Origin of the sequence: Myxococcus guangdongensis (assembly GCF_024198255.1) — a bacterium.
Classification (GTDB): Bacteria; Myxococcota; Myxococcia; order Myxococcales; family Myxococcaceae; genus Myxococcus; species Myxococcus guangdongensis.
In genome coordinates, this window is sequence record NZ_JAJVKW010000001.1 from 16015 (window position 1) to 42069 (window position 26055).

Annotated in this window: 22 protein-coding genes; 2 read left to right on the plus strand and 20 right to left on the minus strand. The window is 69.4% G+C overall.

What is annotated here, in order from left to right; genetic code table 11:
- The first annotated feature begins 8 nt into the window (after positions 1 to 8).
- Entirely contained in the window at positions 9 to 713 is a 705-nt protein-coding gene (locus tag LXT21_RS00075) for a polyprenol monophosphomannose synthase (protein WP_254036041.1), read from the plus strand.
- Between the two features lie 19 nt (positions 714 to 732).
- Positions 733 to 1365 (plus strand): MarC family protein, encoded by a 633-nt coding sequence (locus LXT21_RS00080; RefSeq protein WP_254036042.1) that lies wholly within the window; start codon positions 733 to 735, stop codon positions 1363 to 1365.
- A gap of 1 nt (position 1366) precedes the next feature.
- Here LXT21_RS00080 and LXT21_RS00085 read toward each other — a convergent pair whose 3' ends face one another.
- The 20 genes from LXT21_RS00085 to LXT21_RS00180 form a co-directional block, all read right to left on the minus strand.
- Complete coding sequence (locus tag LXT21_RS00085; RefSeq protein ID WP_254036043.1) at positions 1367 to 1825, minus strand: hypothetical protein; 459 nt, start codon at positions 1823 to 1825, stop codon at positions 1367 to 1369.
- Between the two features lie 29 nt (positions 1826 to 1854).
- Entirely contained in the window at positions 1855 to 2880 is a 1026-nt protein-coding gene (locus LXT21_RS00090) for an OmpA family protein (RefSeq protein ID WP_254036044.1), read from the minus strand.
- A 238-nt stretch (positions 2881 to 3118) separates the two neighbouring features.
- Complete coding sequence (locus tag LXT21_RS00095; RefSeq protein ID WP_254036045.1) at positions 3119 to 3940, minus strand: LpxI family protein; 822 nt, start codon at positions 3938 to 3940, stop codon at positions 3119 to 3121.
- Positions 3941 to 3949: 9 nt separating this feature from the next.
- Positions 3950 to 4726: an acyl-ACP--UDP-N-acetylglucosamine O-acyltransferase gene (gene lpxA, locus LXT21_RS00100; protein WP_254036046.1), complete on the minus strand. Its 777-nt coding sequence runs from the start codon at positions 4724 to 4726 to the stop codon at positions 3950 to 3952.
- A gap of 29 nt (positions 4727 to 4755) precedes the next feature.
- The gene (fabZ, locus tag LXT21_RS00105; RefSeq protein ID WP_254036903.1) at positions 4756 to 5223 is read right to left on the minus strand and encodes a 3-hydroxyacyl-ACP dehydratase FabZ; all 468 of its coding nucleotides are present in this window, start codon (positions 5221 to 5223) and stop codon (positions 4756 to 4758) included.
- A complete protein-coding gene (gene lpxD / locus LXT21_RS00110; protein WP_254036047.1) occupies positions 5223 to 6287 on the minus strand; it encodes a UDP-3-O-(3-hydroxymyristoyl)glucosamine N-acyltransferase in 1065 nt (354 codons plus the stop codon). Before lpxD ends, fabZ begins: the two co-directional genes overlap by 1 nt.
- Positions 6288 to 6299: 12 nt before the next feature.
- The gene (locus LXT21_RS00115) at positions 6300 to 6857 is read right to left on the minus strand and encodes an OmpH family outer membrane protein (RefSeq protein WP_254036048.1); all 558 of its coding nucleotides are present in this window, start codon (positions 6855 to 6857) and stop codon (positions 6300 to 6302) included.
- A 103-nt stretch (positions 6858 to 6960) separates the two neighbouring features.
- Entirely contained in the window at positions 6961 to 9201 is a 2241-nt protein-coding gene (bamA, locus tag LXT21_RS00120) for an outer membrane protein assembly factor BamA (protein ID WP_254036049.1), read from the minus strand.
- Positions 9202 to 9496: 295 nt separating this feature from the next.
- Complete coding sequence (locus LXT21_RS00125; protein WP_254036050.1) at positions 9497 to 10171, minus strand: ABC transporter ATP-binding protein; 675 nt, start codon at positions 10169 to 10171, stop codon at positions 9497 to 9499.
- A gap of 2 nt (positions 10172 to 10173) precedes the next feature.
- Positions 10174 to 12570: an FtsX-like permease family protein gene (locus LXT21_RS00130; RefSeq protein ID WP_254036051.1), complete on the minus strand. Its 2397-nt coding sequence runs from the start codon at positions 12568 to 12570 to the stop codon at positions 10174 to 10176.
- A gap of 12 nt (positions 12571 to 12582) precedes the next feature.
- Positions 12583 to 14112, minus strand: coding sequence for a lysine--tRNA ligase (gene lysS / locus LXT21_RS00135; RefSeq protein ID WP_254036052.1), 1530 nt, complete (start codon positions 14110 to 14112; stop codon positions 12583 to 12585).
- Between the two features lie 73 nt (positions 14113 to 14185).
- Positions 14186 to 14569, minus strand: coding sequence for an anti-sigma factor family protein (locus tag LXT21_RS00140; protein WP_254036053.1), 384 nt, complete (start codon positions 14567 to 14569; stop codon positions 14186 to 14188).
- A complete protein-coding gene (locus LXT21_RS00145) occupies positions 14566 to 15192 on the minus strand; it encodes an RNA polymerase sigma factor (RefSeq protein WP_254036054.1) in 627 nt (208 codons plus the stop codon). The genes LXT21_RS00140 and LXT21_RS00145 overlap by 4 nt, the downstream gene beginning before the upstream one ends.
- A 123-nt stretch (positions 15193 to 15315) precedes the next feature.
- A protein-coding gene (prfB, locus tag LXT21_RS00150; RefSeq protein WP_254036055.1) for a peptide chain release factor 2 occupies positions 15316 to 16438 on the minus strand; the annotation gives its coding sequence in 2 pieces (ribosomal slippage) (positions 15316 to 16368 and positions 16370 to 16438; 1122 coding nt in all).
- A 78-nt stretch (positions 16439 to 16516) separates the two neighbouring features.
- Positions 16517 to 17845 carry an Lnb N-terminal periplasmic domain-containing protein gene (locus LXT21_RS00155; RefSeq protein WP_254036056.1) on the minus strand — a complete coding sequence of 443 codons (1329 nt, stop codon included), beginning with the start codon at positions 17843 to 17845 and terminating at the stop codon, positions 16517 to 16519.
- A 98-nt stretch (positions 17846 to 17943) separates the two neighbouring features.
- Positions 17944 to 18801: an rRNA maturation RNase YbeY gene (gene ybeY, locus LXT21_RS00160; RefSeq protein ID WP_254036057.1), complete on the minus strand. Its 858-nt coding sequence runs from the start codon at positions 18799 to 18801 to the stop codon at positions 17944 to 17946.
- 22 nt (positions 18802 to 18823) lie between these two features.
- Positions 18824 to 21325, minus strand: a complete 2502-nt coding sequence (locus LXT21_RS00165; protein WP_254036058.1) for an HD family phosphohydrolase — start codon at positions 21323 to 21325, stop codon at positions 18824 to 18826.
- A gap of 134 nt (positions 21326 to 21459) precedes the next feature.
- The gene (locus LXT21_RS00170; protein WP_254036059.1) at positions 21460 to 22554 is read right to left on the minus strand and encodes a PhoH family protein; all 1095 of its coding nucleotides are present in this window, start codon (positions 22552 to 22554) and stop codon (positions 21460 to 21462) included.
- Positions 22555 to 22636: 82 nt separating this feature from the next.
- Complete coding sequence (locus tag LXT21_RS00175) at positions 22637 to 23758, minus strand: DUF4388 domain-containing protein (RefSeq protein WP_254036060.1); 1122 nt, start codon at positions 23756 to 23758, stop codon at positions 22637 to 22639.
- Between the two features lie 2 nt (positions 23759 to 23760).
- Positions 23761 to 25944 carry a tetratricopeptide repeat protein gene (locus tag LXT21_RS00180; RefSeq protein WP_254036061.1) on the minus strand — a complete coding sequence of 728 codons (2184 nt, stop codon included), beginning with the start codon at positions 25942 to 25944 and terminating at the stop codon, positions 23761 to 23763.
- Between the last annotated feature and the right edge of the window lie 111 nt (positions 25945 to 26055).

Genomic DNA, 26055 nt, shown 5'->3' on the forward strand with positions numbered 1-26055 from the left:
GCCCGGCCATGAACCCAGCGCTGGTCTGCATCCCCACCTACAACGAGCGGGAAAACATCGAGGCCATCACCCTGGCGGTGCTCAAGGCCGACCCGCGCGTCGACATCCTCATCGTCGACGACAACTCACCGGACGGCACGGGGCACATCGCCGACCAGCTCGCCGCCAAGGAGCCCCGCGTGCGGGTGCTCCACCGCGAGAAGAAGGAGGGCCTGGGTCGCGCCTACCTCGCCGCCTTCCGCTGGGCCCTGGCGGAGAACTACACGTACATCCTGGAGATGGACGCGGACTTCAGCCATGACCCGCGCTACCTGCCCGGGCTGATGGACGCGGCCGAGGCCGGGGCGGACCTGGTGCTCGGCAGCCGCTACGTCACGGGCGGCGGCACGGTGAACTGGGGCGTGGCCCGCCAGGTCATCAGCCGCGGCGGCAGCTTGTATGCCCGCACCATCCTGGGCGTGGGCGTCCAGGATTTGACCGGGGGATTCAAGTGCTTCCACCGCCGGGTGCTGGAGACCCTCAACCTGGATGCCGTACACAGCACCGGGTACGCGTTCCAGATCGAGCTCACCTACCGCACGCTGAAGAACGGCTTCACCGTGCGCGAGGTCCCCATCATCTTCGAGGACCGCCGCGTGGGGCACTCGAAGATGAGCAAGAAGATTTTCGCCGAGGCGCTCACCATGGTGTGGAAGCTGCGCCTCACGGTGTAGTCGCAAAGGTCGTGCGGTGATGAAGGACTCCCTGACGCAATTCCTCGTCGCCCTGCCGGCGGTCTTCTTCGTGGTGGACCCCATCGGCGTGGTGCCGTTGTTCCTGGCGATGACGGCCGGGGACACGAAGGAGAAGATACGCCGCACGGCGATGCGCGCGTGTCTGGTGGCGTGCGGGCTGATGACCTTCTTCGCCCTGTTCGGCACCATCATCTTCAAGGTGTTCGGCGTGTCGCTGGGGGCCTTCCGCGTGGCGGGTGGAATCCTGCTGCTCATCACCGCGCTGGACATGCTGCGCGCGCGTCCGTCCGAGACGCGCACCACCCCCACCGAGGAACAGGAAGGCGTGGTGAAGGAGGACGTGGCCATCGTCCCCCTCGCGATTCCGCTGCTGTCGGGGCCCGGCGCCATCGCCACCGCCATGGTGCTGATGGCCCGTGGCAACTCCAACTCGATGGCCTCCACCCTTCCGGTGCTGGCGGCCATCCTCCTGACCTTCGTCTTCAGCTACTTCATCCTGCGCGCCTCCGGGCTCGTGCAGCGGGTGCTGCGCCAGTCCGGCGTCGCCATCGTCGAGCGCGTCATGGGGCTCATCCTGGCCGCCATCGCCGTGCAGTTCATCGCGGACGGCGCCAAGGAGTTGCTGAAGTAACCTAGTTGCCGACGACCCAGGTGGGGCCCGCGCGGCGCAGCGTGCCCTGGGGCTGGCCCTCCAGGGTGAGTTCGTCCGGGCCGGAGCGGCGCGCGTCGTACGCGTAGCCCTCGCGAATCTCCTGGAGGTAGACGACGACGGCGTCCAGCACGCTGTCCTGCACCACCTTGAAGGTGGAGTCGCCACAGCGGGGCTCATCTCCCTCGAAGAAGCGCTCCAGCATGGACAGCTCCGGACGGCGCACGTACACGCGCACCGGCGTGGGCTCCTGGCGTCCCTGGGCGGCAATCTCCTCCACCACCCGTGACGGCGTCGGCTCCCTCAGCACGGATTGAACCAGGCTGCACTTGTCCGCCTCCACCTCCCGCCGCACGGCGAGCGGCGCCTGATGCGCGCAGCCTGCCCCCACCAGGAGCGCCATTCCCACCACGCCCCAGGTCCACCGTTGGAATCGGTCCATCCGCTGCTACCTCCTCGGTACGTCGTCCGCTACAGCTTCCTCCACCGCGGCGAGAAGGGAGCGCCGGCGAGCACCGGGTCCTCCACCGCGATGATGTATTCAGCCCGGCGATTGGCAGCCTCCGCCGTCTCGTCTGGAGTCCGCACCGCGGGGGACTCCTCGCCAAAACCCTCGTAGAAGATGGGGACCTTCAGCCCCCGCTGGCGGAAGGCGGCGGCGATGCTGCGCGCGCGCTGGAGCGACAGCGCACGGTTGTCCGCCGTGGGGCCCACGGTGTCCGTGTGGCCCAGGACGTACAGACGAACCGCCGCGAAGCGGCCGTATTTCGCCAGCGCCTCCGCAATCAACGCATGGCTCCTGTCCAGCTTGCCTCGCTCGGCGGCGGGAATGTCCGCGCGCCCCGAGGCGAAGCCCACCTCTTCATGGGGAATGTCCATGCGCCACGGGAAGAGGTCCACACCCGTGTAGAAGTCCGATGTGTCGAAGGCTCGGAGGGAAATCTTCATCACCTTCCCCTCGGCGGCCGGCCAGCTCAAGGACAGCGGCGTGCCCGCCTTCTCTCCCTTGAAGGCCACCTCACCCTCGAAGGCCTTCTTCCCCGTGTCCATCAGCACGGTGAGCTCCACGCGGCCCGCCGGGCGCGACAGCTGGAAGCGGAGCGTGCGCCCCGGCACGTCCACGTCCTCCGGACGCACGTCCAGGCGCAGCGGCCCGTTGAGCTCCGTGTCGAAGGACAACGGCATGCTGCCCGACTCGGCGTTGGCGAAGCGCACCACCAGCTCGCCCTCGTAGTGGAAGCGGCCCTCGGGCTGCTCCAGCTCGATTCGCCGAGTCATGCCTGGCTTCCCGCCGCCCTTCACGTCGACCACCTTCCCGTCGTCGCGTTTGAGCTTCACCTCGAAGCCCGCGATGGGCTCCTCGATGTGCACGAGCAATGCCGGGAGCTTCTCGCCCGCCGCGGCACGGCCCTCCAGGGACACGCGGATGGCGTCGGCGAACGCGGGCAGGGGTGTCGAGGCGACAAGACTGAGCAATAGAACCAGGCGGGCATTCATGGCGCGGCGTCGACCTCTGGCGTCGCGGGTCGCCGTGCAACAGCGCCCCGGATGGGTGGATTCCTCCGCGCCAGGGTAGGACGGTGTCCCCCGCGTGGAAATGCTTCGCGAGCGTGGAAACGCCTCGCGAGCCAGACGCGAGAAGCACGCCGACATTCATTCCCGCGCGCCACACACCCAGGGCAGCCGGGGGGACGGCCACCAGGCCCTCTCCTGCCCGGCCCGGACGCGGGGCGCGCTACCGCACGCCGACGAGCGTGATTCCCGCCGCGCGCGCGTTGGCGAAGAGCTCCGGCGCGTCCAGGAGCACGGTGCGCCCGGCCTCCAGCGCCAGCACCCGGGCGCCCACTTCCTTCATGACCTCCAGCGTGCGGGGCCCCGCCGCGGGCAGGTCGAAGCGCAGGTCCTGCTGCGGCTTGCAGCGCTTGACCACCACGGCGCCCGCGCCTCCCAGCTTGCCGCCCCGACGGATGGCCTCGTCGGTGCCCTCCACCGCCTCGAGCGCCAGCACGTGGCCCTGGTGCACCACCACCGTCTGGCCCACGTCCGCCTGCCCCAGCAACGTCGCCACCTCGCGCCCGAGCGCCACGTCCTGCTCCTGCGTGGGGCTCAGCTGGGGGCCGGCCAGGTGGCCTTCCGGGCACAGCACCTCACCCAGGAAGTCCGTGGGGGCGATGATGGTGATGCCGCGCGACTCGAAGTCCGCGGCCACCGCGCGCAGCAGCGCATCATCCCGGAAGCTGCGCAGCCGGGAGATGATGCGCACCGCGCCCAGGTCGGGTCGGGCCTCGGACAGCGCCTTCACCCGGCCGATGCCGCCCGCCATGGCCGCCTGCTTCACGCCCGCGGCGACGAAGGCCTTCTGGATGCGGTTGACCTGCCCCACCCGCACCCAGGTGAGCGAGCCGACCTCCGAGGCCAGGGCCGGGTTCGTCTCGCCCCTGTGGGCCACGGCCACCACCTCCAGCCCCCGGGCCCGCGCGGCGCGCGCGAACAAGAGGGGAAGCTGACCGTTGCCCGCGATGAGGCCGATTCGACCGTCCGGAGGTGCGTGCTCCATGTCCACAGCCTAGCGCGTCAGGCCGCGCTTGCTCTGGGAGATGAAGTCCACCAGGTGGTCCACTTCCGGGTGGCCGCCCAGCTCCGTGCGCAGCCGCCCCAGCGCCTCCTGCAGCCCCAGCTTGGAGCGGAACAGGATGCGGTGGGATTCCTTGATGCGCTCGATCTGGTCCTTGGTGAAGCCGCCGCGCTCCAGGCCCACGGTGTTGAGCCCCACCAGCTCCGCCCGGTCTCCCTGCGCCGTGGCGTACGGGGGGATGTCCATGGTGACCATGGCCCCGCCGGAGATGAAGGCGAAGCGGCCCAGGCGGGTGAACTGATGCACCGCCGCCAGGCCGCTGATGATGACGTGGTCCTCCATCGTCACGTGGCCCGCGAGCGCGGACCCGTTGCCGATGCGGCACCCGTTGCCGACGACGCAGTCGTGGGCGACATGGCTGTTGGCCATGAAGAGGTTGCCGTTGCCGACGCGCGTGGCGCCGCCGCCGCCCGCCGTGCCCTTGTGCACGGTGACGAACTCGCGAATCTGGTTGTCGTCGCCGAGCGTGAGTTCGGTGTCCTCACCCGCGTACTTGAGGTCCTGCGGGTCCGCCCCCACCGAGGCGAACTGGAAGATGCGGTTGCGCGCACCGAGCGTCGTGCGGCCCTCGATGACGACGTGAGGGCCCACGTGGGAGCCCTCGCCAATCGTCACCTGCGGCCCGATGACCGAGTAGGGGCCCACAAGGACCGACGCGTGCAGACGCGCATCGGGGTGAACCACCGCGGTGGGATGAACCTGAGCCATGTCGTCTCCTCTACCTCGCGGGCCCGCGGTCAGGACGCCGCGCCCTCTTGCGCCGCCGCGTCCTTGTCCTTGTCCACCACCGTGGCCAGGAACTCGCCTTCGGCGACCTTCACGCCGTCCACCGTCGCCGTGCCCTTCGTCTTCCACACGGCGCCCTTGTGGCGCAGCACCTCGATGACGAGCTGCAGCCTGTCTCCGGGGAGCACCGGCTTGCGGAAGCGCGCCCCGTCCACGCCCATCAGGTAGGTCACCTTCTGGCTCGGGTCCATGTTCTCGCTCTTGTACGCGAGGATGGCCGAGGCCTGGGCGAGCGCCTCCAGGATGAGCACGCCCGGCATCACCGGGTGCCCCGGGAAGTGGCCGTTGAAGAAGGGCTCGTTGATGGTGACGTTCTTGTAGGCGGTGATGCGCTCGCCAGGGACGATCTCCACCACCCGGTCGATGAGCAGGAACGGGTACCGGTGCGGCAGCAGGTTCTGGATTTCGCCGATGTCCATCACGGGCCCTTCTCCTTCTCGAGCTGCTCCACCCTTTTGCGCAGGGCGCGCATTTCCTTGAGCAGGTCCGCCACCTGCCCCGAGGCCGCGCTGGCCCGGAGCCATTCACGGTGGGGGATGGCCGGGCTGCCGCTCACGATTTGTCCGTCCGGGACGTCATGGGCCACGCCGGACTGGGCGCCGACCTTGGCCAGGTCACCCACGCGGATGTGGCCCACCACGCCCACCTGGCCGGCCAGCACCACGCCGGTGCCGACCTCGGCCGAGCCGGACACGCCCGCCTGCGCGCAGATGAGCGCCAGCGGCCCCACCCGGACGTTGTGGGCGATCTGCACCAGGTTGTCGAGCTTGGTGCCGCGCCCCACCACCGTCTCGCCCACCGTCGCGCGATCGATGCAGGTGCACGCGCCCACCTCGACGTCGTCCTCGATGCGGACGATGCCGACCTGGGGAATCTTGAAGTGCTGTGGCCCCTGCTCCCCTTCCGGGTCGAAGGCGAAGCCGAAGCCGTCCGCGCCCACCACGCTGCTGGCGTGGAGGATGACGCGCGAGCCCACGACGCAGCGCTCGCGCACCGTGACGTTGGGGTGCAGCACGCTGTCCTCGCCGACGGAGGCGTGCTCGCCCACGTAGGCGCCGGGATACAGCACCGAGCGCGCGCCCACCGTCGCGCCCGCCTCCACCGTCGCGCCGGCAAGCACGGAGGCCTCCGGGTGCACGGTGGCCTCCGGGTGTACCCACGCGCCCGGACGGATGCCGGGGGCGGGACGCACGTCGGGGTGGAACACGCGGAGCAGCCGCGCGTAGGCCAGGTGCGGATTGGACACGCGCACCAGCGCCACGCCCTCGCGGGCCTGCTCGCTGGTGCCCACCAGCACGGCCGAGGCGCGGGAGGCCTCGAACTGGCGGCGGTAGCGCGTGTTTCCGTAGAAGGACACGTCTCCCGGGCCGGCTTCCTCGAGCCCGTTGAGTCCGTGGATGAGCTGCTCAGGGTCGCCGAGAAGCTCGCCACCGACGAGGGCGGCGAGCTCCCCGAGCCGTCGGGGTGCGGGAGAGGTCTTCACGGGAGCGCGGAGCTACTTCGTCGGGGCGTCCTTGGCCGCCGTCGTCTTCTTGCCGGAGCCGTTGTAGGCCCGGATGACCTCGTTGGAGATGTCGTACTGGGCCTTCGCGAAGACGATGCCCGAGTCACGCTTGTCCAGGACCATGCCCAGGTCATCGCGCTGCGCGATGGAGGCCACCACCTGGTCGATCTTGTTGATGATGGGCTCCATCTCCTGGCGCTCCTTGTTGGCCGCCTCGCCCCGGCTCTTCTCCCACTTCTGGGCGAGCACCATCACCTTCTTCTGGAGGTCGCCTTCCTTCTGGGCGCGGACCTCGGCCGTCATGGCGCTCGCCTGCTTGTCGAGCGTCTCCTTCTCGGCGCGCAGGGCGGTCTGCTCCTTGTCGATCTCCTTCTGCTTGTCATCCAACCACTTCTGGAGGCGGGCCTTGGCGGCCTTGCCGTCATCCACCTCGAGCAGGACGCGCTGGAGGTCCACGTAGGCGACCTTCAGTTCGGCGGCCGAGGCGGCCACCGGCAGGGCAAGCGACAGGACGGCGGCCAAGGCCGCGACAGTGGTGCGAAGCGACATGTTCAACAGCTCCTCAGGGAAGGGTACAGGGTCCGACGTCAGACGCCCGGGCTTGTTCAACCCTTCCCGCCAGGGCGGGGCCGGGACGACAGGCGACGGCTTATCAGAAGAAGTTGCCGATAGTGAACTCGAACAGAATCCGGTCATCTTCCGGCCGCCTGGTGAGCGGGATGCCCCACTCGAAGCGCAGCGGGCCGATGGGGCTGAACCACCGGAAGCCGAAGCCCGCCGAGTGGAAGAGGCCGAGCGGCAGGTCGTTCTGTCGGTCCTGGAAGAAGCGCTCGCTCGACGCGAAGGCGTTGCCGGCGTCGTAGAAGAGCACACCCCGGAGGCCGGCCTTCTCGAAGATGGGGAACTCCAGCTCGAAGTTGAAGACGAGCTGCTTGTTGCCGCCGACGAGGAAGTCCGTGACGGTGGCGTCCGGACTGCCGGAACGGGGCACCTTCACCGAGGGGCTGATGCTGCGCAGGTAGTAGCCGCGGACGCTGTTGATACCACCCACGTAGTACAGCTCGGAGATGGGCAGCGGCTTGTTCGAGTCGAGCTGCTGGATGTAGCCGATGGTGGCGTTCGTCTTGAAGACGAAGCCCAGCGGCATCGGGAAGTACAGGCGCGAGTACGCCGTGTACCGGTTGAAGAGGAACGTGCCGCCCAGGAAGTCCGGGGCCAGCTCCACCGAGCCGAAGTGGATGAAGCCGCGCGAGGGGAACAGGCGGTTGTCGCGGCGGTCGAACGAGAGCGACAGGCGCGCCGCGCTGGTGGTGCCGGACAGGAACTGGTTGGCCAGCAGCACCGCGCCCAGGTTGGAGCCCGCCTCCACGTTCACCCATTCCCGGGTGTAGCCGATGGTGCCCAGCAGGTCGTCGATGAACTGGTAGCCGATGGAGACGGTGCCGCCGGTGGAGTTGCGGATGAAGCCGTCGTAGTCGGCCTGGACGCGGAAGAACTCCGCGGACAAGAGGTAGTTCGTGTCCAGGAAGTACGGGTCGTAGAACGACAGCTGCACCAGCGAGCGCAGGCCTGAAATCTGCGCGGACGCGGAGACGCTCTGGCCCCAGCCCAGGAAGTTGTTCTGGGAGATCTGCGCCGTGAAGATGAAGTTCTCCACGTTGGAGAAGCCCAGGCCCACCTGGAAGGTGCCGGTGGCCTTCTCCTTCACCTCCACCTGCAGGACGATGGTGTCGTCGGTGCTGCCGGCGCTCTGGGTGATCTCCACCGTCTCGAAGAAGCCCAGCGCGGTGACGCGCTCCTTGCTGCGGCGCACGCCGGTGCCGCTGTAGAGCTCGCCCTCGTAGACGCGCAGCTCGCGGCGGATGACCTTGTCACGCGTCTTGCTGTTGCCGACGACGTTGATGCGCTCGATGGTGACCTGGGGGCCCTTCTGCACGTCGAAGGTCAGGTCCACCGAGCGCTTGTTGGCGTTGACGCTGGTGACGGGGTTGATGTTCGCGTAGGCGTAGCCCCGGTCGTAATACACGTCCGACAGGCCGACGATGTCCTGCGACAGCTGCGAGCGGTTGAAGCGCTGGCCCGGCGTCGACTTCATCAGCTGCGCCATGCGCTCCTTCGACACGTCGTCGAGCAGGTCGCCGGAGAAGTCGATCTTCCCGATGTCGTAGGCCTCACCCTCCTCGATGCGCAGGGTGATGTAGATGTAGCGCTTGTCGGCGGAGAGCTGGACGGTGGGCTTGTCGATCTTGACGTTGATGAAGCCCCGGTCGAAGTAGGCGATCTGGATGACGGCCAGGTCGCGCTGGAAGGCCTCCTCGCGGTAGGTGCCCTCGCCGGTAAAGAAGGAGAAGTAGCCACCCTCGCGGGTGATCATCGTCTCCTTGAGCTCCTGGGCGGAGACCTTCTCCGCGCCGATGAAGGTGATCTGCTTCACCATCACCTTGGCGTGCTCGTTGATGATGATGATGACGTCCACGCTGCCCCCCGTCTCGGAGGGCTTGATCTGGTGGGTCACCTCGGCGAGGAAGTAGCCCTTCTCCACGTACTTGGCCTGGATCTTCTTCACCGTGCTGCGCACGGCTTCCATGTCCAGGATGGTGTTGGGCTTGGCGTCGATCTCGTCCTTGAGGTCGTCGCGGCTGAGCTCTTCATTGCCCTTGAGCGTCACCGCTCGGACGATGGGACGCTCCTCCACGCGGACCACGTAGGCCACGCCCCGGGGCAGCCGCTGCACGAGCAGCTCCACGTTGGTGAAGTAGCCCAGGGCCCAGACGGCGCGCAGGTCCTCGGCGGACTTGGACGCGTCCAGCGTCTGGCCCACCCGCGTACGCAGGGCGCGGCGGATGGCCTCGGCCTCCACGCGCTTGTTGCCCTCGACGCGAATCTCCACCACCTGGTCGGGGTCACCGTCCTCGGGAGGAGCGTCTTCGTCGACGGGAGCGTCCGGGGGACGCGCGGGAGTCGGAGTTGCGGGCGAGGGAGAGCTCGGAACCGGGGCCTCGGAAGGCGCACCCCCGTTCACCTGCGCCTGGACGGAGCCGGGCACGAGCGACCACAGGACGACCGCTAGCAGCGGGAGCAGTGACTTGCGCGACAGAACGGGGTGCCTCAAGGGGAGACCGGCCAGGAAAAGGCGGGGCAATCTACGAGAAGGGGCCGAAGACCCTCAATCCAAAAGCGCGGAGCCATCAAGCCTCCGACACCTGCCCCCCTGCCAACCGCAGGCGGCGGGGCATGGAACGGGCCAGGGTTTCATTGTGGGTGACGACCACGGCGGTGATGCCCAGGTCCCGGTTGACGTCCCTCAGGAGCTGATGGATGCCCTCGCCGGTGGCCGGGTCCAGGTTGCCGGTCGGCTCGTCGGCGAGCAGGACGGCGGGCTTGAGCACCAGGGCGCGGGCCAGGGCCACCCGCTGGGCTTCACCACCGGACAGTTCCCCCGGCCTGTGGTCCACCCGCTGTCCCAGTCCCACCCGCTCCAGGAGCTCCCGGGCGTAGGTATAGGCCCCGGAGCGGTCCTTGCGCTGGATGAGCGCGGGCATGGCCACGTTCTCCAGGGCGGTGAACTCCGGCAGCAGGTAGTGGCTCTGGAAGACGAAGCCCATCGTCTGGTTGCGGAACTCGGCGATCTCCGCGTCGTTCATGGCGAACACGGAGCGGCCCTCGAAGAAGACCTCTCCGGCGGCCGGCGCGTCCAGGGTGCCCAGCACGTGCAGGAAGGTGCTCTTGCCCGCGCCGGAGGCGCCCACCAGCGAGACGAGCTCTCCCTTGCCGATGTCGAGCGACACCTCGCGCAGCACGTCGATGCGCTTGCCGTGCAGGAAGTAGCTCTTGAAGACGTTGCGGATGGACAACAGCGTCATGGCTACTCCGCCTTCAGCCCTTCCACCGGCTCCACGCTGCTGGCCTTGAGGGCCGGGTAGATGGAGGCCAGGTACGTGACGAGCACCGCGATGACGACGGCCAGCGCGGTCTGCAGGGGTTCCACGCGCACCGGCAGCGCGGGGATGTAATAGACCTCGGGGTCCAGCTTGATGCCGACCTTCTCGATGAAGAGGCACCAGGACAGGCCGGAGAACAGGCCCAACAGGCCGCCGGCGACGCCAATCTGGAGCCCCTCGGCGAGGAATATCTTCACGATGCCGCCATCGGGGACGCCCAGTGCCTTGAGCACGGAGATCTCCTTGCGCTTCTCCAGCACGAGCATGATGACGGTGGCGACGATGAGGCCCGCGGCGACGATGATGATGATGGAGAGGATGATGCCCATCACCAGCTTCTCCAGGCGCAGCGCGGAGAAGAGGTTCTTGTTCATCTCGCCCCAGTCGCGGGCCCGGTAGGGATAGCCACCCAGCGCCTTCACCACCTGCCCGGCGATGCGGCGCGCGTCGTCGATGTCGAGCACCTTCAATTCGATGCCGGACGCGCCCTGGACCCCGAAGAAGTCCTGCGCTTCCTTGAGCAGGATGTAGACGAACTTGGAGTCGTACTCGTACATCCCCGAGTAGAAGATGGCCGCCACGCGGTAGGCGCGGTTCTTGGGGACGGGGCCGGACGGCGACAGCTCGGTGCCCAGCGGGGACACGACGTTGACGCGGTCCCCCACCACCACGCGCAGAGACGCGGCCAGCTCCCGGCCAATCACGATGCCGGGCAGCACGGGCGCCTTCTTCGCGGGGCCCGTGCGGCGGATGATGTCGTCCTCCGCGGGCTCCTCGTCACCCTCCCCCGCCGGCGACCCGGACTCCTCTTCGTCCCCGCCACGCGAGAGGATCTTCTCCGGCGTGTAGAGGATGTCGAGCGAGCCACCGCCCAGGATGTTCCGGGGCAGGTCCGTCACGTCGCCCACCGTCTTCGGGTCGATGCCCTTGATGATGACGCCGTCGACGTTGCCCTCGGACGCGATCATCACCTGGTTGATGATGAACGGCGTCTGACCCGCGATGCCCGGGACCTTGCGGATGGTCTCCATGACCTTCGGGTACTCGGGCAAGTCCCCCGCGTAGCGCGACACCACCGCGTGCGCGTTGGTGCCGAGGATCTTCTGCTGCAGGTCCGCCTCGAAGCCGCTCATCACCGACAGGACGATGATGAGCGCCATCACGCCCACGCCCACGCCGCCCACCGACAGCGCGGTCATCATCATGGTGGGCGACTGCTCGCGCAGCTTCAGCTTGTGCAGCGCCTCGGAAGCGGCCAGCGGGTCGGAGAGCCCCAGCGAGCGGATGCGCGTCTTCTCCACCGCGGCCTCGGCGGCGCGGATGATGAAGTAGACGAGCAGGGGCGGGATGATGCCGAACATCAGCACCGCCAGCGTCCCCAACAGGAGCGACGGGCGGAACACCGCCACGTGGCGGCGCGCGACGAACAGCTCGAAGCCCAGCTTCAGGTCCACGCGCCCGCTGCCGGCGGCGATGAAGCCCGTGTTGATGCCGAGCACCAGCGCCAGCACCAGCCCCGTGAAGGTCAGCCAGTACGCCAGCTCCGGGCGGCCCAGCAGGCCCGCGACATACGTCACCTCGCGCAGCCGGTAGCCGAGCGCGAGCTGGAGCGACGGAATGCGCTCCATCAGCGTGAGCAGGATGGGGACGGGCAGCCCCAGGTAGAAGACGCCGATGGTGGCCTCGGGCAGCGCGAGCCGCTGCGCGCGCGAGGCGCCCACGAAGCCGGAGATGAAGGCCACCATGCCCGCGACGACCAGGGCGATGGCGAACGCCCCCGTGGGCGCGAGCGTCAGCCCGCCGCCCCCCGCGTCACGCGCGGAGGACAGGTCCGTGGAGGGCACGCCGCTGGAGAGCACCGTCTGGAGCAGGATGAGCACCAGCTCCGCCAGCAGCACACCGCCGCCGTACGCCGCCAGGGTGCTCCAGTAGAAGTCCCGGTAGCGGGCCAGGCGCGGATACAGCGGGGCGCCGGCCGCGGGGCTCGGGCCTTCGGTGGACTCAGGGGCGCGGCGGATGCCGGAGGCGATGAGCCCCCAGCCCGCCAGCCAGGCGAGCGCACCCGCCCAGAGCAAGCCGGGGCTGCCCAGGGGGAGCGACTGCTTCGCGGCGGCCTGCGCCGGCAGCAGCATCACGCCGTCGAGGAGCTGGGCCACCCCACCCCAGCCGAAGAGCGACAGGCCCAGGGCCGAGGCCACCTCCGCCCACGCTTCGGAGGCGGAGATGGAGAGGCCGACGAGGATGAGGCCCACCAGGGCCACGAGTCCTCCGGCCCAGATGAGACTCCAGCGATGGACGGTCTGCCGTTCTGCCGAGTGCACTTGGCCTCCTGGCTACTTCGCCAGTGGCTTGAGGAGGGGAAACAGGATGACGTCGCGGATGCTCTGCGAATCCGTGAACAGCATCGCGAGGCGATCAATCCCGATGCCCTCACCCGCGGTGGGGGGCATGCCGTGCTCGAGGGCGCGGATGTAGTCCTCGTCGTAGTCCATCGTCTCCTGCTGCCCGCGCTGCTTGGCGTCGAGCTGGGCCTGGAAGCGGCCCTTCTGGTCCAACGGGTCGTTGAGCTCGGAGAACGCGTTGGCGATTTCCCGACCCGCCACATACAGCTCGAACCGGTCCGCGATTTCCGGATTCTGGTCGTTGCGCCGGGCCAGGGGCGAGACGGCGGTGGGGAAATGGGTGATGAAGGTGGGATGAATCAGGGTGTGCTCGACGTGGGCCTCGAAGAGGGCGCCCACCAGCTCCCCGTGGTTCATCGTGTCCACGGCGCGCCGCTCGGCCTCGCCGCGCGTCGTCTTGAGCAGCTCGTGGCGCAGCTTGTCCGCGTCCGCCATGTCCTTGTCGGACAGCGCGCTGCCCAGCGCCTCGCGGATGGCCTCCGTCATGGAGATGCGCTTCCAGCCCTTGCCGAAGTCCAGCACGTGCTCGCCGTACTTCACCTTGGAGTCGCCGGTGACGGCCTTGGCCGCCTCCGAAATCATCTCCTCGCTCAGGTCCATCAGGTCCTCGTACGTGGCGTACGCCTGATAGAACTCCAGCATGGTGAACTCGGGGTTGTGCCGGGTGCTGATGCCCTCGTTGCGGAAGTTCCGGTTCACCTCGTAGACGCGCTCCAGGCCGCCCACCACCAATCGCTTCAGGTACAGCTCCGGAGCGATGCGCATGTACAAGTCGATGTCGAGCGCGTTGTGGTGCGTGGAGAACGGCCGCGCGGCGGCGCCCGACACCAGCGGGTGCATCATGGGCGTCTCCACCTCGACGAAGTCACGGCCGTCGAGGAAGGAGCGGATGAAGCGGATGAGCTTGTTGCGCCGCAGGAACGTCTGCTTCACGTCCGGGTTGGACACCAGGTCCAGGTAGCGCTGGCGGTAGCGGATCTCCACGTCCGTCAGGCCGTGCCACTTCTCCGGCAGGGGGCGCAGCGACTTGGTCAGCGGGGAGAACTTCGTCGCGGCCAGCGTCAGCTCGCCCGTCTTCGAGCGGAACAGCGTGCCGGTGACGGCCAGGAAGTCGCCCAAGTCACACAGCTTGAAGACCTCGTACGCGTCCGCCAACGCGTCCTTCTTCATGTGGACCTGGATTTCGCCCGAGCGGTCCCGCAGCTTGATGAAGGCGGCCTTGCCGAACGAGCGCATGGCGACCAGCCGACCCGCGACGTCGTAGGTGACGGGGGTCTGCTCGAGCGACTCCGGGGTGGAGTCCGCGTGTTTGGCGAGGATGTCGGCGGCGAGGTGCTGGGGAGCGTGGCCGTTGCCGTACGGGTTGAAGCCGGCCTCGCGCCACTTCGCGGCCTTCTCCAGCCGCTGCTCGTAGATTTCCTGCTCCTTCGAACCCAGGTCGTTGTTCTGGTCTTCAGCCATCGCGCGCCCTTCCAAGAGGCGCGGCACCGTAGCCAAGGCTCCCCCGGGACGCAACGCAACACATCGGGAAGCTTCAGGGGGCCGCCATCACCAGGAAGGCGGCCACGGCGGCGGCCAGCAGCAGGGGGATGAGGATCTCCACCGGGAAGCGGTGGTTCATATGCGCCATGTGCAGGCCCTTGAGGCCGAAGCGGCGCTGGCGGCGCACGCGCGTCATCACCAGCGACGCCAGGGCCGGGGGGGCCTTCTCCTTCTGCACACCCCGCACGCGCTGGACGGTGCGCGCATAGCCCTCCCACCCGTGGCGGCACTCGTCGCAGCCGTCCAGGTGCGTGCGCACCGCCTGCGCCTGGGGGGCGGGCAGCTCGTCGTCGGCGAGCGCGAGGAACAGGGCCCTCGCCTCGCGGTGGTTCATCCGCGGGTCCACGTCCGGGAGTCTGCGATGGAATTGGCTCATGGCTCAAGCCGCCCCAGGAGATTGGCCAGCTTCTCGCGCGCGCGGTGCAGCCGGCTCTTCACGGTGCCCTCGGGCAGCTCCGTGATGTCCACGATTTCGTCGTAGCTCAACCCTTCGATGTCGCGCAGCGCCACCAGCACGCGCGCGTCGGGGTCCAGCTGGGAGATGGCCCACTGCACCCGGGCCCGCTCGCGCGCGGACTCCAGGGCGGCGTCCGGCGTGGGTGGGGCGCCCGGGCCATCCACCCACGCTTCGCTCGTCTCGTCGTACTCCTCCGAGCGGCCCCGGCCCCGGCGCTTCAAGTACTTCAGCCGGTTGATGCAGTGGTTCTTCGTGATTCGGAACAGCCAGGTGGACAGCCGCGCGTCCTCGCGGAAGCGGCGGACGTTCTGGTGCACGCTGACGAAGATCTCCTGCACCAGGTCATGCGCCTCCTCGCGGTCCCCCAGCATGCGGACGCAGAAGTCGTAGACGCGGTCCTGGTGGGTGCGCACCAGCTGCTCGAAGGCCTCCGAGTCCCCCTGACGAAGGCGCGCCAGCAGGGCCGCGTCCTCACGCCGGGAGTCAGCCGCCTCGGCGGCCGGCCCGTCCTGTCCGATTTCGAGCACGCCGCCCGGTGACACCGGTGTCCTCCCGCGACGGCCCCTCCGTTCCAGGAGGAGCCACTGCCCCAGAAGCCTACCCCTTTGCCCTGCCCCGCCGCCTTCCGACAGCGGGGCCGGCAAAAGGTTCCACCGGACCTGTGACTAATCCAACGCCGCGTTGCGGTTGGGGTTCTTCACGCCCAACAACTGCGCGGTGATGAACTCCTCCAAGTCACCGTCCAGCACCGAGTCCACGTTGCCCGTCTCCACGCCGGTGCGCAGGTCCTTCACCATGCGGTAGGGGGCGAGCACGTAGGAGCGGATCTGCGAGCCGAAGGAGATGTCCTTCTTGGCGGCCTCGGCGGCGTCGCGCGCGGCCTCGCGCTTCTTCATCTCCAGCTCGTACAGGCGGCCGCGCAGGATCTTGAAGGCCATTTCCTTGTTGGCCGACTGGGAGCGCTCCGTCTGCGTGGTGACGATGATGCCCGTGGGGATGTGGCGCAGCTGCGCGGTCGAGGAGGTCTTGTTGACCTTCTGTCCACCGGCGCCGCTGCCTCGGATGAACTTCAGGTCGATGTCCTTCTCCGGCAGGTCGATCTGGATGGCGTCATCGACCTCCGGATAGACATCCACGGACGCGAAGGCCGTCTGGCGGCGCGCGTTGGCGTCGAAGGGGGAGATGCGCACCAGCCGGTGCACGCCCACCTCGGCCTTGAGGTAGCCGTAGGCGAAGTCGCCCTCGATGCGCAGCGAGACGTTCTTGAAGCCCGCCTCCTCGCCCGGCACCTCGTCGTTAATTTCGACCTTCCAGCCCTTGGTCTCGCAGTAGCGCGTGTACATGCGCAGCAGCATGGCCGCCCAGTCCATCGAGTCCGTGCCACCGGCGCCGGCGTTGATGTCCATGAAGCAGCTGCTGCGGTCCTGCTCGCCGGAGAGCATGCGCGCCAGCTCCAGCTTGGCGACCTCGCCGTCCAGCCCCTCGAGTGAACCTTCCGCCTCGCGGGCCGTGTCCTCGTCACCAGCCTCCGCGGCCAGCTCCAGGAGCGTCTGCGCGTCATCCAGCCCGCGCATCACCTTGTCGTAGGCGCCCACGCTCAGCTCCAGCGTGGACTTCTCCTTCAACATCGCCTGCGCCTTGGTGTTGTCGTCCCAGAAGTTGGGCAGCGTGCTGTCCCGCTCAATCAGCGCGATGCGGGAGCGCTTGCGGTCGAGGTCAAAGATGCCCCCGGAGCGCCAACACCCGCTCCCTGAGGCCGTTGATCTTCTCCATCGAATCGTTCGCCATGGTGTGTCGTTCCTCGTCTTCGGACGCGCGCGGCGACGCTCGTCGGCCGCCGCGGTGAAAGGGTTGAAGGTGAAGGCCTCAGGGCGCCCCGAGCCGAGCGACGGGCCCGTCCCGCCCCGCTGACGTCCGCGCCCCGCCCGGCAGCCGCGCCAGGAGCCGCTCCAGCCCGAAGGCCCCCGCCATCCCCAGGGAGATGGGCAGGATGAGCGCGATGAGCCGCCAGTTGTCCTGGTCGAACGGTGGAAGCACCTTGAGCACCACGCCCAAGACGCCGCTCGCCGCCAGCACCGCCCAGAGCTTGAACAGCCGCGTGCGCGCCTTCGGGTTCTTCCCTCGCAGGAGAGACACGCCGAAGGGGATGGCGAGCAGCGTCAGCGGGTTGGCCAGGAAGAGGTTCTCGTTGCGGTACGTCACGGTGTGGTCCGTCACCAGCCACATGACGAAGAGCGCCGTGCCGGGGATGCCCAGCACCAGCCCGAGCAGCGCGTTCTCCAGCCCGAGCAGCACCCGGGGCAGCCGCCCGCCCTTCTTGCGCTCCCAGGCGGCCAATCCCAGCGCCGCGCCTCCGAGCCCCAGCCCGAGCGCCAGAATCCAGGGCCCCCAGGGCGGCGGCTCGACGGGGGGACGCGGGCGGTTGGACGCCTCGTAATAGTTCCACTGCCGGGCCACCAGCGGACGCAGTTGGCCATCCGCGCCCTTCAGCTGGAGCGAGGCGACCTGCAGCTCGAGCTCGTCCGGAAGGAAGGCCTCCTCCCAGCGCGTGATCGGGTGGTCGATTTCATCGTTCATCATGAAGTCGAGCAGCACGCTCATCGGCGGGTTCACCGCGGTGTAGCGCCGCGTGTGCTCGCGCAGCGTCATCCGCCCCGGCGCCCGGTCCGCCTCGCGCAGCTGGCCCCCCGTGGCCACGTCGATCATGTCCCGCAGACGCGTGACGCAGTTGTCGTTGTAGTGGTGATACAGATACTCGCGGTTCTCCGGCAGGACGTTGTCGGCCAGGCGCTTGGCGACCTTCTCCCGCTGCTCCGGGGTGAGGTTCAGCTCCTGGATGCGGACGTCGCGGTCCTCGGCGCGGTAGTAGCGGTAGGTGGCCTCCACGCGGGCCTGCCCCACCCAGAACTCCAGGCGGCCCATGGCGAAGCGGGCCAGCATGGCGTCGTCGAAGGAGAACATCCCGTAGTTGTAGAGCCGGGAGACGCCGAGCTTGCGGTCCTCGACCACCAGCGAGCCGTGGCCCCACCAGGAGGGCACGTCATCCCCTGGGCTGAACGTGGCCAGCGAGATGGCCAGGTCCTCGCCCTGGCTCTCGCCCGTCCCCCAGGGGGGCGTGAGCCCCGACTGCGCATGCGCGGGAGACGCGAGCAACAGGCCGAGCAGACCGAAGGCGATGAGCGACAGGCGGAGCATGGCTGTGTCCAACACGCGGGAGGCGGCCTACCTATCATGCGCGATGGCCGACTCAATCGACAGGATGCCGGATTGTCCGACAGGGAGCCGTGCGAGGCCTACATCAGGCTGCGCGCCCGGCGGGCCTTCGCGTCCACCTGGAGCGAGTCCGCCACCATGCCGCGCTCGCCCAACAGCTCCTCCTCGAGCGCCGCCATCCGCTTGGCGTCGCGCGGGCGCTCGTGGTCGTGCCCCAACAGGTGGAGCAGCCCGTGCGCCAGGTAGCGCGCCATCTCCGACTCCAGCGGGCGGTCGTACTCCTTGGCCTGCCGCTTCGCCGTGTCCAGGGAGATGACCACGTCGCCCAGGGGCCGGGGCCCCGGAGTCCCCTTGGGCAGGTCGCCCGCGGGGAAGCTCAGCACGTCGGTGGCCTTGTCCTTGTCGCGCCAGGTGCGGTTGAGCCGGCGGATGGCCCGGTCGTCGACGAGCGACAGCGACAGCTCGCAGTGCGCCAGCGACAGGCGCGTCAGGTAGTCGCGCGCCCACGTCGTGAGCAGCCGGCCGAACTCCTTGCCCTGGGGGTGCGCCACCTGCAGCGTGACGATGTTCTCCGTCTTGGGCGGCGCGGGGGCCTCCATGTGCGCGCGCTCGGGACGGAAGGCAGGGGCGCAGACGGACCAGTAGTCACACGCGCCCTTGCCGTCGTTGCGGTACACCACGCGCTTGCCGCGCGGCACCAGGCCCACCTCGCCCGCGGCGATGCGCTCGCGGCGGCCCTCGATGACGAGCGTCAGCTCCCCCTTGAGGACCAGGACGACCTCGTCGAACTCCGGCCGCTGCGCCGGCTCCGCCCAGCCCGGCGGCGCCAGCATGCGCGCCACGGAGGCCGCGTCCGTGCCGGTGGTCGCCGCGCCCACGAACTCCTCGATGCGCTTGCCGTCGTCCCTGGGGATGACCTTGCCCTTGCGCAGTCTCACGCCGTCACTCCTCGCACCCCTGTCACGAAGCCCCCGCCGAGCGGGCCTTGTCCTTGGTCTCCACGGCCTTGCCCCCCGCCACCACCAGCGGCGGCGCCTTGCCGCCTCCCACCGCGCCCGCCGGATACACCGGACGCGTGTGATAGATGCCCTCGAGCGTGTGCAGGAAGGACTGGGAGATGAGGTTCAGGTCCTTCAGCGTCAGGTCGCACTCGTCGAGCTGCCCCTCGGAGAAGATGAGGTTGATGATCTTCTGCAGCTGGCCCTGGAGCTTGGGCGTGGTGGGCTCCGACATGGAGCGCGTGGAGGCCTCCACCGCGTCGGCGATCATCACCAGCGCCGCCTCGCGGAACTGGGGCTTCGGTCCCGGGTAGCGGTAGATGCTCTCGTCGATGGGGGGCGCGCCTTCCTTGCCCTCCTGCTCCTTCAAGGCCTTGTGGTAGAAATAGCCCACCGTGCGGGTGCCGTGGTGCTGCGGAATCGCGTCCGCCACCAGCTTGGGCAGCCGGTACTGGCGCGCCATCTCCAGCCCTTCTGTCACGTGGCGCTTGATGATGACGGCGCTCATCGCGGGGGCCAGCGAGTCGTGGCGGTTCTCGCCCTTCTGGTTCTCACCGAAGTAGAGCGGATTCCGACCCTTGCCGATGTCGTGGTAGTACGCGCACGAGCGCGCCAGCAGCGGATTGGCGCCGATGGTCTCCGCCGCGTTCTCCACCAGCGTGCCGATGATGATGGAGTGGTGGTACGTGCCGGGCGCCTGGACGATGAGCTCCTTGAGCGCCGGGTGGTTGAGGTTCGCCAGCTCCAGCAGCTTGATGTCGGACGCGTAGCCGAACGTCATCTCGATGAGCGGCGTGAGCGCCATCACCATCACCGGCACCGCGAGCGACGAGCCGATGAACGCGCTCAGCGCGGTGATGGCCGTGTCGGCCGTCAGGCCCTTGCCCTCGACGAGGAACAGGAACAGCACCGCCACCGTGTTGGCCGCGCCGGTGACGAGCCCCGCGCGGAAGATGCCCACGCGGTCCTTCGCCCGGACGATGCGGTCGGCCGCCACCAGCGAGCCGACCAGCGTGTAGATGCCGAACGCCAGCGAGTTGCCCAGCATCACGCCCGCCAGGCACGCGAACACCATGGCGAAGAAGAGCGCCAGCTCCTGCGTGAGGATGAAGCGCACCAGCATGGCGCCCGCCGCCACCGGGAACACGTAGTACAGCGCTTCAATCGGCAGCGCCGTGTACCGGTCCTGGATGGCGTCCGCGATGGACACCCAGAGCTGCAAGAGCGCCAGCGTGCCCACCAGCAGCACCCCCAACAGGACGCCGTCCTTGCGGGTGGGCCGGAAGCGGCGGAACGCCGTCATGCAGAAGAAGTACGAGGCCACGATGAGCAGCGCCACCAGCCCGGTGCCGCCCAGCTGCACCTGCACCAGGTCCAGCCGGTCCGTCTCCGCGCGCATGCCGCGCAGCACCACGAGGTGCCCCTCGTTCACCAGCTCGCCGTCACCGATGACGCGCTGGCCCTTCTTGATGGAGATGACGGCGTCCTTCACCGCCTGCGCGGCCTGGTGCCGGCGCGCGTCCGTCTCCGCGATGTTGATGGTGAGGTTGGCGCGGACCAGCCGCTTGGCCAGCCGCAGCACCGCGCGGCGCTGCACACCGGGCGCGTCCGGAAGGAGGTTGCCGGGGATGGACGCGAAGCGCTCCATCTCCTGGTGCGCCTCGCGGATGTCCGCCACCTGGGGCGCGCCGTTGGGCAGGGTCTCCTCGCCCTTGTTCACCACGTCCCGCACGGTGAGGCCCTGCGGGGCCTCGCGAGCCAGTTCCTCCCGGGAGCCCGCCACGTTCACCGGGCCCTGCTCAGAGCGGTACGCCCGCTCCAGGAGCAACAGGGTGGCCGTCTCCACCTCGTCCGAGAACCCCTTCGCGTAGAGCGCCTGGAAGTCCTCCGCCTCCAGCCCCGCGTCGCGCTGGCCGAAGAGCAGCTCCTGCAGCTCCGCCTGCATCTCCTCGCGGGTGCGGCGCTCGCGCTCCTGCTGCTCGGGCGTCAGCACCGGGGCCTTGCGCGACTTGCGCGGAGCGGCGCCCTCCTCCGGCTCCAGCTCCGACTGGGCCTCCGCCAGCTCCGCGAGCCGCTGGCGCATGGTCGCGAAGGACGCGCGCACCACGGTGCGCAGGTGTCCCACCACGGCCGGATTCAAGTCGTACACCGGCTTGACGGCGGAGCGGGCCTCCAGGCGCCGCTGGGCCGTCATGGCGCGGTGGACGACCTCGTAGTCGCGCGCGGCCTTGAAGCCCGCCGGAGAGCTGGCGCGGAAGGGCTTGCCGAGGTTCTCCTCGGAGAGGGCGGGGATCTGCTGGCTGTACAGCCCGGGAGAGATGACGAAGCCCGCCCCCACCGACACGAGGAGCAGGAGGAACACCTGGACCGCACGCCGCCCCCACACGCCCCGGCCGAGGCCAAAGCGTGCTGCGAGCGCGTCCAACGGACTGGGCGCGGGGTGCTGTGGTTCCGGTTCGTCCATGGAGGTCCTCACCCTAGATAGGGGCCGTGGCTCCATCAAGGCCGCAGCGCCCCGGAATATTCACGGGGCCTGAAATACGAATGCCCGCCCGCCAGGGTAGGCGCGGGTGGGCATACGTAAGCCTCGACAGGTGCTCAGCCGACGGCGGACTCCGGCGGAATGGCGACCAGGGGAGCGGACTCCGAGGTGGAGGCCGGGGCCTGGGCGGTTTCGCGAGCAGGCTGGGCCCCGCGCTGCGCCAGCTCCGCCCTGTCGTACGCGCGGATGACCTCCTGGACCAGCGGGTGGCGCACGACGTCCACGTCCGAGAACTCCGCGAAGTGGATGCCGTCGATGTTCTTGAGCACCGCGCGGGCGTGGTTCAGGCCGGACAGCTTCCCGGTGGGGAGGTCCACCTGCGTCACGTCGCCGGTGATGACGGCCTTGCTGTTGTAGCCCAGGCGCGTCAGGAACATCTTCATCTGCTCCACGGTGGTGTTCTGGGCCTCGTCGAGGATGACGAAGGCGTCGTTGAGGGTGCGGCCGCGCATGAAGGCCAGCGGTGCCACCTCCACCACGCCCTCCTCCACCAGGTGCGCCGCCCGCTCGGCGGCCATCATGTCGTGGAGCGCGTCGTAGAGCGGCCGCAGGTACGGGTTCACCTTCTCCTGCATGTCTCCGGGCAGGAAGCCGAGCTTCTCACCCGCCTCCACCGCGGGGCGCGCGAGGATGATGCGCTTGACCTTGCGCTCCTGGAGGAAGGCCACCGCCATGGCCATGGCCAGGTACGTCTTGCCCGTACCGGCGGGGCCGATGCCGAAGACGATGTCGTGGGCGCGGATGGCGTCCACGTAGCGCTTCTGCGCGATGCTCTTGGGCGCGATCTGCCGGTTGCCGGAGCTCTTGAGGACCGGGCCGAGCATGACCTCCTGCAGGGACTCGGCGCCGCGGCCGAGCACCTTGATGCCCTGCTCGACGTCCTCGCGGTAGATGGGGCGACCGGCGCGGATCATCCCCTCCAGGTTCTCCAGGAGGCGCACCGTGAAGGCCACCGCGTCGGAGGGGCCGGACAGGTGGAACTCCGTCCCCCGTTGTCCCACACGGACCCCGAGGCGGCGCTCCATCAGTTTGAGGTTTTCGTTCTGGTTGCCGCACAGCGCCAGGGCCGTCTCGTTGTCACGGACGTCCACCTTGGCGGAGGAGGCGGTGACGGCGGCTGCGGGCGCGTCCAACGTGGCGGGGTTTCGCAATGCGGGTCGTTCCTCGGTCGGTACCAGTTGTCTTCAACGTAACGCCGCCCCCCCGGCTCCGAAAGACGACTTCACGCAGAGGCTAGCGCAAGGGTGGCAGGAGGACGAACCGCCGAGCGGCCAGCCGCCGGTAGTAGTACTCCTCCCGCCAGGGGTATCTGAGTTCCTCCGCGCTCAACAATCCAGCCTGGACCAGAGCATCCAATCGCTCCGGCAACTCACCCCGTTCCAGACGGAACACTTCGAGCGCGGCCTCGATGCGGACGCGTTGGGCATCGGAAACATGACGCTGGGCCGCCGCGTCCGCGAACGACGTGGCCCCGCGCGTGCGCTCCGGATCAGCGAGCGCCACCCGGAAGACGACCACCGCCAGCACCGCCAGCACCAGCATGGTGGCCACCACGCGCCCCACCGCGCCCACCAGCCGTGAGAGCAGCCGCTCGTCGCCTGGAGCCGGGGCCCGGGCGCCCTCGGGGTGGATGACCCGGACGTACTCGCCCTTCACCAGGTTGTGCAGCGCCTTGCAGGTCTCGAACTCGCCCAGGCAGCAGACATCCACCAGCTTGCGCAAATCACGCCCGGGCGCGATTTCGTCGTACACGCGGCGCTCGGTGCTGGCGATGACGCCCAGCTCGCCGCCCTCCTCGCCCTCGCGGGGCGGGGGCAGCGCCTTGAGCCGCTCGAAGGAGAGGTCGTCGCGGTGGATGGACTTCCGGATGACGGGCCACTCGTCCACCATCCGGAAGCCCTCCATGAGCACCGTCTCGGCGCGCAGGGGGCGGATGGCCTCGGCGTCGGGCTCCACCGGCTCCTGGATGAACTCGTAGGTGCCGGCCTTCCACGTGAAGAGGCGGTAGAGCGTCTCCGTGGCCTGCAGCTGCATCATCGACTGGAAGCGCTCGGTGGTGAGCGCCTGGCTGGAGACGAGCACGTCGCCCAGCCGCTTCAGGGTGCGCCGCTGGGTCTCCAGCGCCGCCTCCAGCTGCGTCTCGGTGATGAGCTCGGCGCGCACCAGCATGGCGCCGATGAGGTCCTTGCGCTTCCGGGTGACGCTCTCGACCTTGATGATGTGGCCGTCCCGGAAGCCGATGCGGACCTCCTGGTCCTTGTTCTCCAGTTGCAGCGTGCCCGTCTTCTGCTGCTGGCCGATGAGCTGGAGGATGTCGCCGATGCCGAAGTCCTTGAGCGTTCCCTTCAGGGCCATGGCTACTCCTCCTCCCTGCGCAAGCGGACGAGGCCTCGCAGCGACATCAGGTGGATGCCCACCAGCAGCAGCACGGCCGGCACCAGCTTGAGGTACAGCGGCGCGTCCGCGTACGGCGCCCGCACCAGGCCCCGGTAGAGCAGCGAGGCGGCCAGCGCGAAGAGGAACAGGAAGGCGTACAGCGCGCCGCGCACCGTGCCGCCGGAGAAGACGTGGCCCGCGCCGGACAGCACCGCGCCCACCGCGTACGTCACCCGACCCACCCAGGCCTGGTGACGCTGCACCTCATCCGCCTTGCGCTGACGCAGCTGCTGGGGAACCAGGCCCCGGCGGCTGAAGACATTCACGCACTGGCCACACTGGTTGCTGCCCACGCCCAGCTCCGGGTCGCACCGGGTGCACACCGGACGGCCGCAGCGCTCGCACACCTTCGCGGCCTTGAGGCGCCGCGCCGCCAGTCCCCAGAGGATCAACAGTCCGGCGACACCCGCGGGAAGCAGCCACGACACGGGGCCCGGCGCCACGCCCGGCAACACCCAGCGCGACAGCTGCGCCTCCACCCGCCGCCCCGCCTCCGAGCCGTCCGCGAGCGACAGCCACTCCGACGCCGGCACCGTGGGCGCGAGCGTCAAGAGGTTCAGCAGCAGCCGGTCGTCCGGAGGAGGCTCGCGGCGGAGCAGCTCGCCATCGAGCGCCTGCGCGGACGCGGTCGCCGTGGCCGCCCGGTCCAGCTCCTTGCCCACCTCCGAGTCCGGCAGCGTCTTGGCCCGCCGGCGGTAGAGCTGCGCCAGGTTGTAGTGCGGCGCGGCCATCCGAGGGTCGGCCTGCGAGGCCTGCACGTAGAGCTGCGCGGCGCCGTCCACGTCCCCCAGCCCGACCAGCGCGTTGCCGAAGCGGGTCAACAGGCGCGCATCCCCGCTGCGCACGGCCGAGGCCGCCTTGAAGTGCGTGCGGGCGTCCTCCAACAGCCCCCGGCGCGACTCGTACTGCCCCAGCGCGTTGAGCTCCGCGAAGGTGGCCGCGCGCGACTCGTGCCGCGCCTTGACGCGGGCCACGGCGCCCTCGGCGGACAGGCCTCCTCGCTCCAGCAGGTAGACGTCCTCGGCGGGCGTGCCCGCGAAGGCCGTCACCCGGGTGAGCTGCCCCGCCGCGAGCGGCGTCAGGCCGAGCCCCGCGACCAGCACGGCGGAGACGACGCGCTCCCGGTTCGTCAGGTACGCCGCCACCACGGCGAGCAGCACCAGCAGCCGGGGCGCCAGGCCCCACGGCAGGGTCAGCGGCAGCCCGAGCAGCAGCACCCCGAGCAGCGCCGACTGCCAGCGGGCGACGGCTCGCGGCAGCAGGTGGTGGAAGTCGTGCAGCGCGTAGCGCACGCGCCTCAGGAACAGCAGCGCGACGAAGAGCACGGCCGTGGCCGACCAGGCCAGGAGCAACAGCGAACCCAGGTCCGCCAACGCGGGGCCCCGGTAGCGAGGGTCCAACGCGATGGCCAGGAAGGCGGCGCGAAGCTCGCCCAGCACCCGACCCACGGCGGTGAAGTCCTCCTGGGCATAGAGCTCCGCGAGCTCGAAGTGCGCGAGCGGGAGCCGGGGCGACAGCTCCACCGCGAGCCGGGCCAGCCGCACCGCGCCGCCCATGTCTCCGGCCCGACGGCGCACGTCGGACTCGCGCAGGAAGCCGACGCTGATGGGCTCCAGGTCCGCGGCGAGCAGCTCCTGCTTGAGCGTCACCAGCTCCTGTTGCGCCTTCTCCGCCGTGGCGACGTCGTTCGTCGAGCGCGCTTGCCGCCAGCGGTCCCACACCGCGAGCACCTCCTCGTCCGACACGCGAGGCGTCAGGACGGGGCTCAGCACGGGCCGGGGGACGATGACGGGGGCCGGCGTGGGCTCAACGACGGGAGGGGTGGGCGTGGCGGTGCGCGCGGGGGGCGCCTTGGCCTTCTCGCCCCGGCCCGCGCGCCGGGAGGCCGGATCCTGCTCGTCGTCGACGTCGAGTTCACCGTCCTCGACGGGGGTGTCGTCCTCGGGTCCGGCCGCGTCGTAGGACTCATCCTGGAGGTCGGGCTCGAGCGGGCCTGGATCCACCTCCTGGAGGCGCGTGGGCGCCTCGAGCTGCGCGAGGGCCGACGCAGGGGACAGGAGCAGCAGGCCCGAGAGGAGGAGGGAGGGAAGCAGGAAGCGGATCATCCAGGGCTCGGATGATAGGCGAGCCGGGCCGAACCACGAAAGACAACGCCACCTGCCCGGTCAGGACCGGCTTTCCAGGACGGCGGGCCAGGGCCACGTGCTACAGGGACG

Coding starts and splice junctions, on each gene's coding strand:
- LXT21_RS00075 (WP_254036041.1), top strand. CDS start 9: ATGAACCCAGCGCTGGTCTGCATCCCCACCTACAACGAGCGGGAAAAC.
- LXT21_RS00080 (WP_254036042.1), top strand. CDS start 733: ATGAAGGACTCCCTGACGCAATTCCTCGTCGCCCTGCCGGCGGTCTTC.
- LXT21_RS00085 (WP_254036043.1), bottom strand. CDS start 1,825: ATGGACCGATTCCAACGGTGGACCTGGGGCGTGGTGGGAATGGCGCTC.
- LXT21_RS00090 (WP_254036044.1), bottom strand. CDS start 2,880: ATGAATGCCCGCCTGGTTCTATTGCTCAGTCTTGTCGCCTCGACACCC.
- LXT21_RS00095 (WP_254036045.1), bottom strand. CDS start 3,940: ATGGAGCACGCACCTCCGGACGGTCGAATCGGCCTCATCGCGGGCAAC.
- lpxA (WP_254036046.1), bottom strand. CDS start 4,726: ATGGCTCAGGTTCATCCCACCGCGGTGGTTCACCCCGATGCGCGTCTG.
- fabZ (WP_254036903.1), bottom strand. CDS start 5,223: ATGGACATCGGCGAAATCCAGAACCTGCTGCCGCACCGGTACCCGTTC.
- LXT21_RS00115 (WP_254036048.1), bottom strand. CDS start 6,857: ATGTCGCTTCGCACCACTGTCGCGGCCTTGGCCGCCGTCCTGTCGCTT.
- LXT21_RS00125 (WP_254036050.1), bottom strand. CDS start 10,171: ATGACGCTGTTGTCCATCCGCAACGTCTTCAAGAGCTACTTCCTGCAC.
- lysS (WP_254036052.1), bottom strand. CDS start 14,112: ATGGCTGAAGACCAGAACAACGACCTGGGTTCGAAGGAGCAGGAAATC.
- LXT21_RS00140 (WP_254036053.1), bottom strand. CDS start 14,569: ATGAGCCAATTCCATCGCAGACTCCCGGACGTGGACCCGCGGATGAAC.
- LXT21_RS00155 (WP_254036056.1), bottom strand. CDS start 17,845: ATGCTCCGCCTGTCGCTCATCGCCTTCGGTCTGCTCGGCCTGTTGCTC.
- LXT21_RS00165 (WP_254036058.1), bottom strand. CDS start 21,325: ATGGACGAACCGGAACCACAGCACCCCGCGCCCAGTCCGTTGGACGCG.
- LXT21_RS00175 (WP_254036060.1), bottom strand. CDS start 23,758: ATGGCCCTGAAGGGAACGCTCAAGGACTTCGGCATCGGCGACATCCTC.
- LXT21_RS00180 (WP_254036061.1), bottom strand. CDS start 25,944: ATGATCCGCTTCCTGCTTCCCTCCCTCCTCCTCTCGGGCCTGCTGCTC.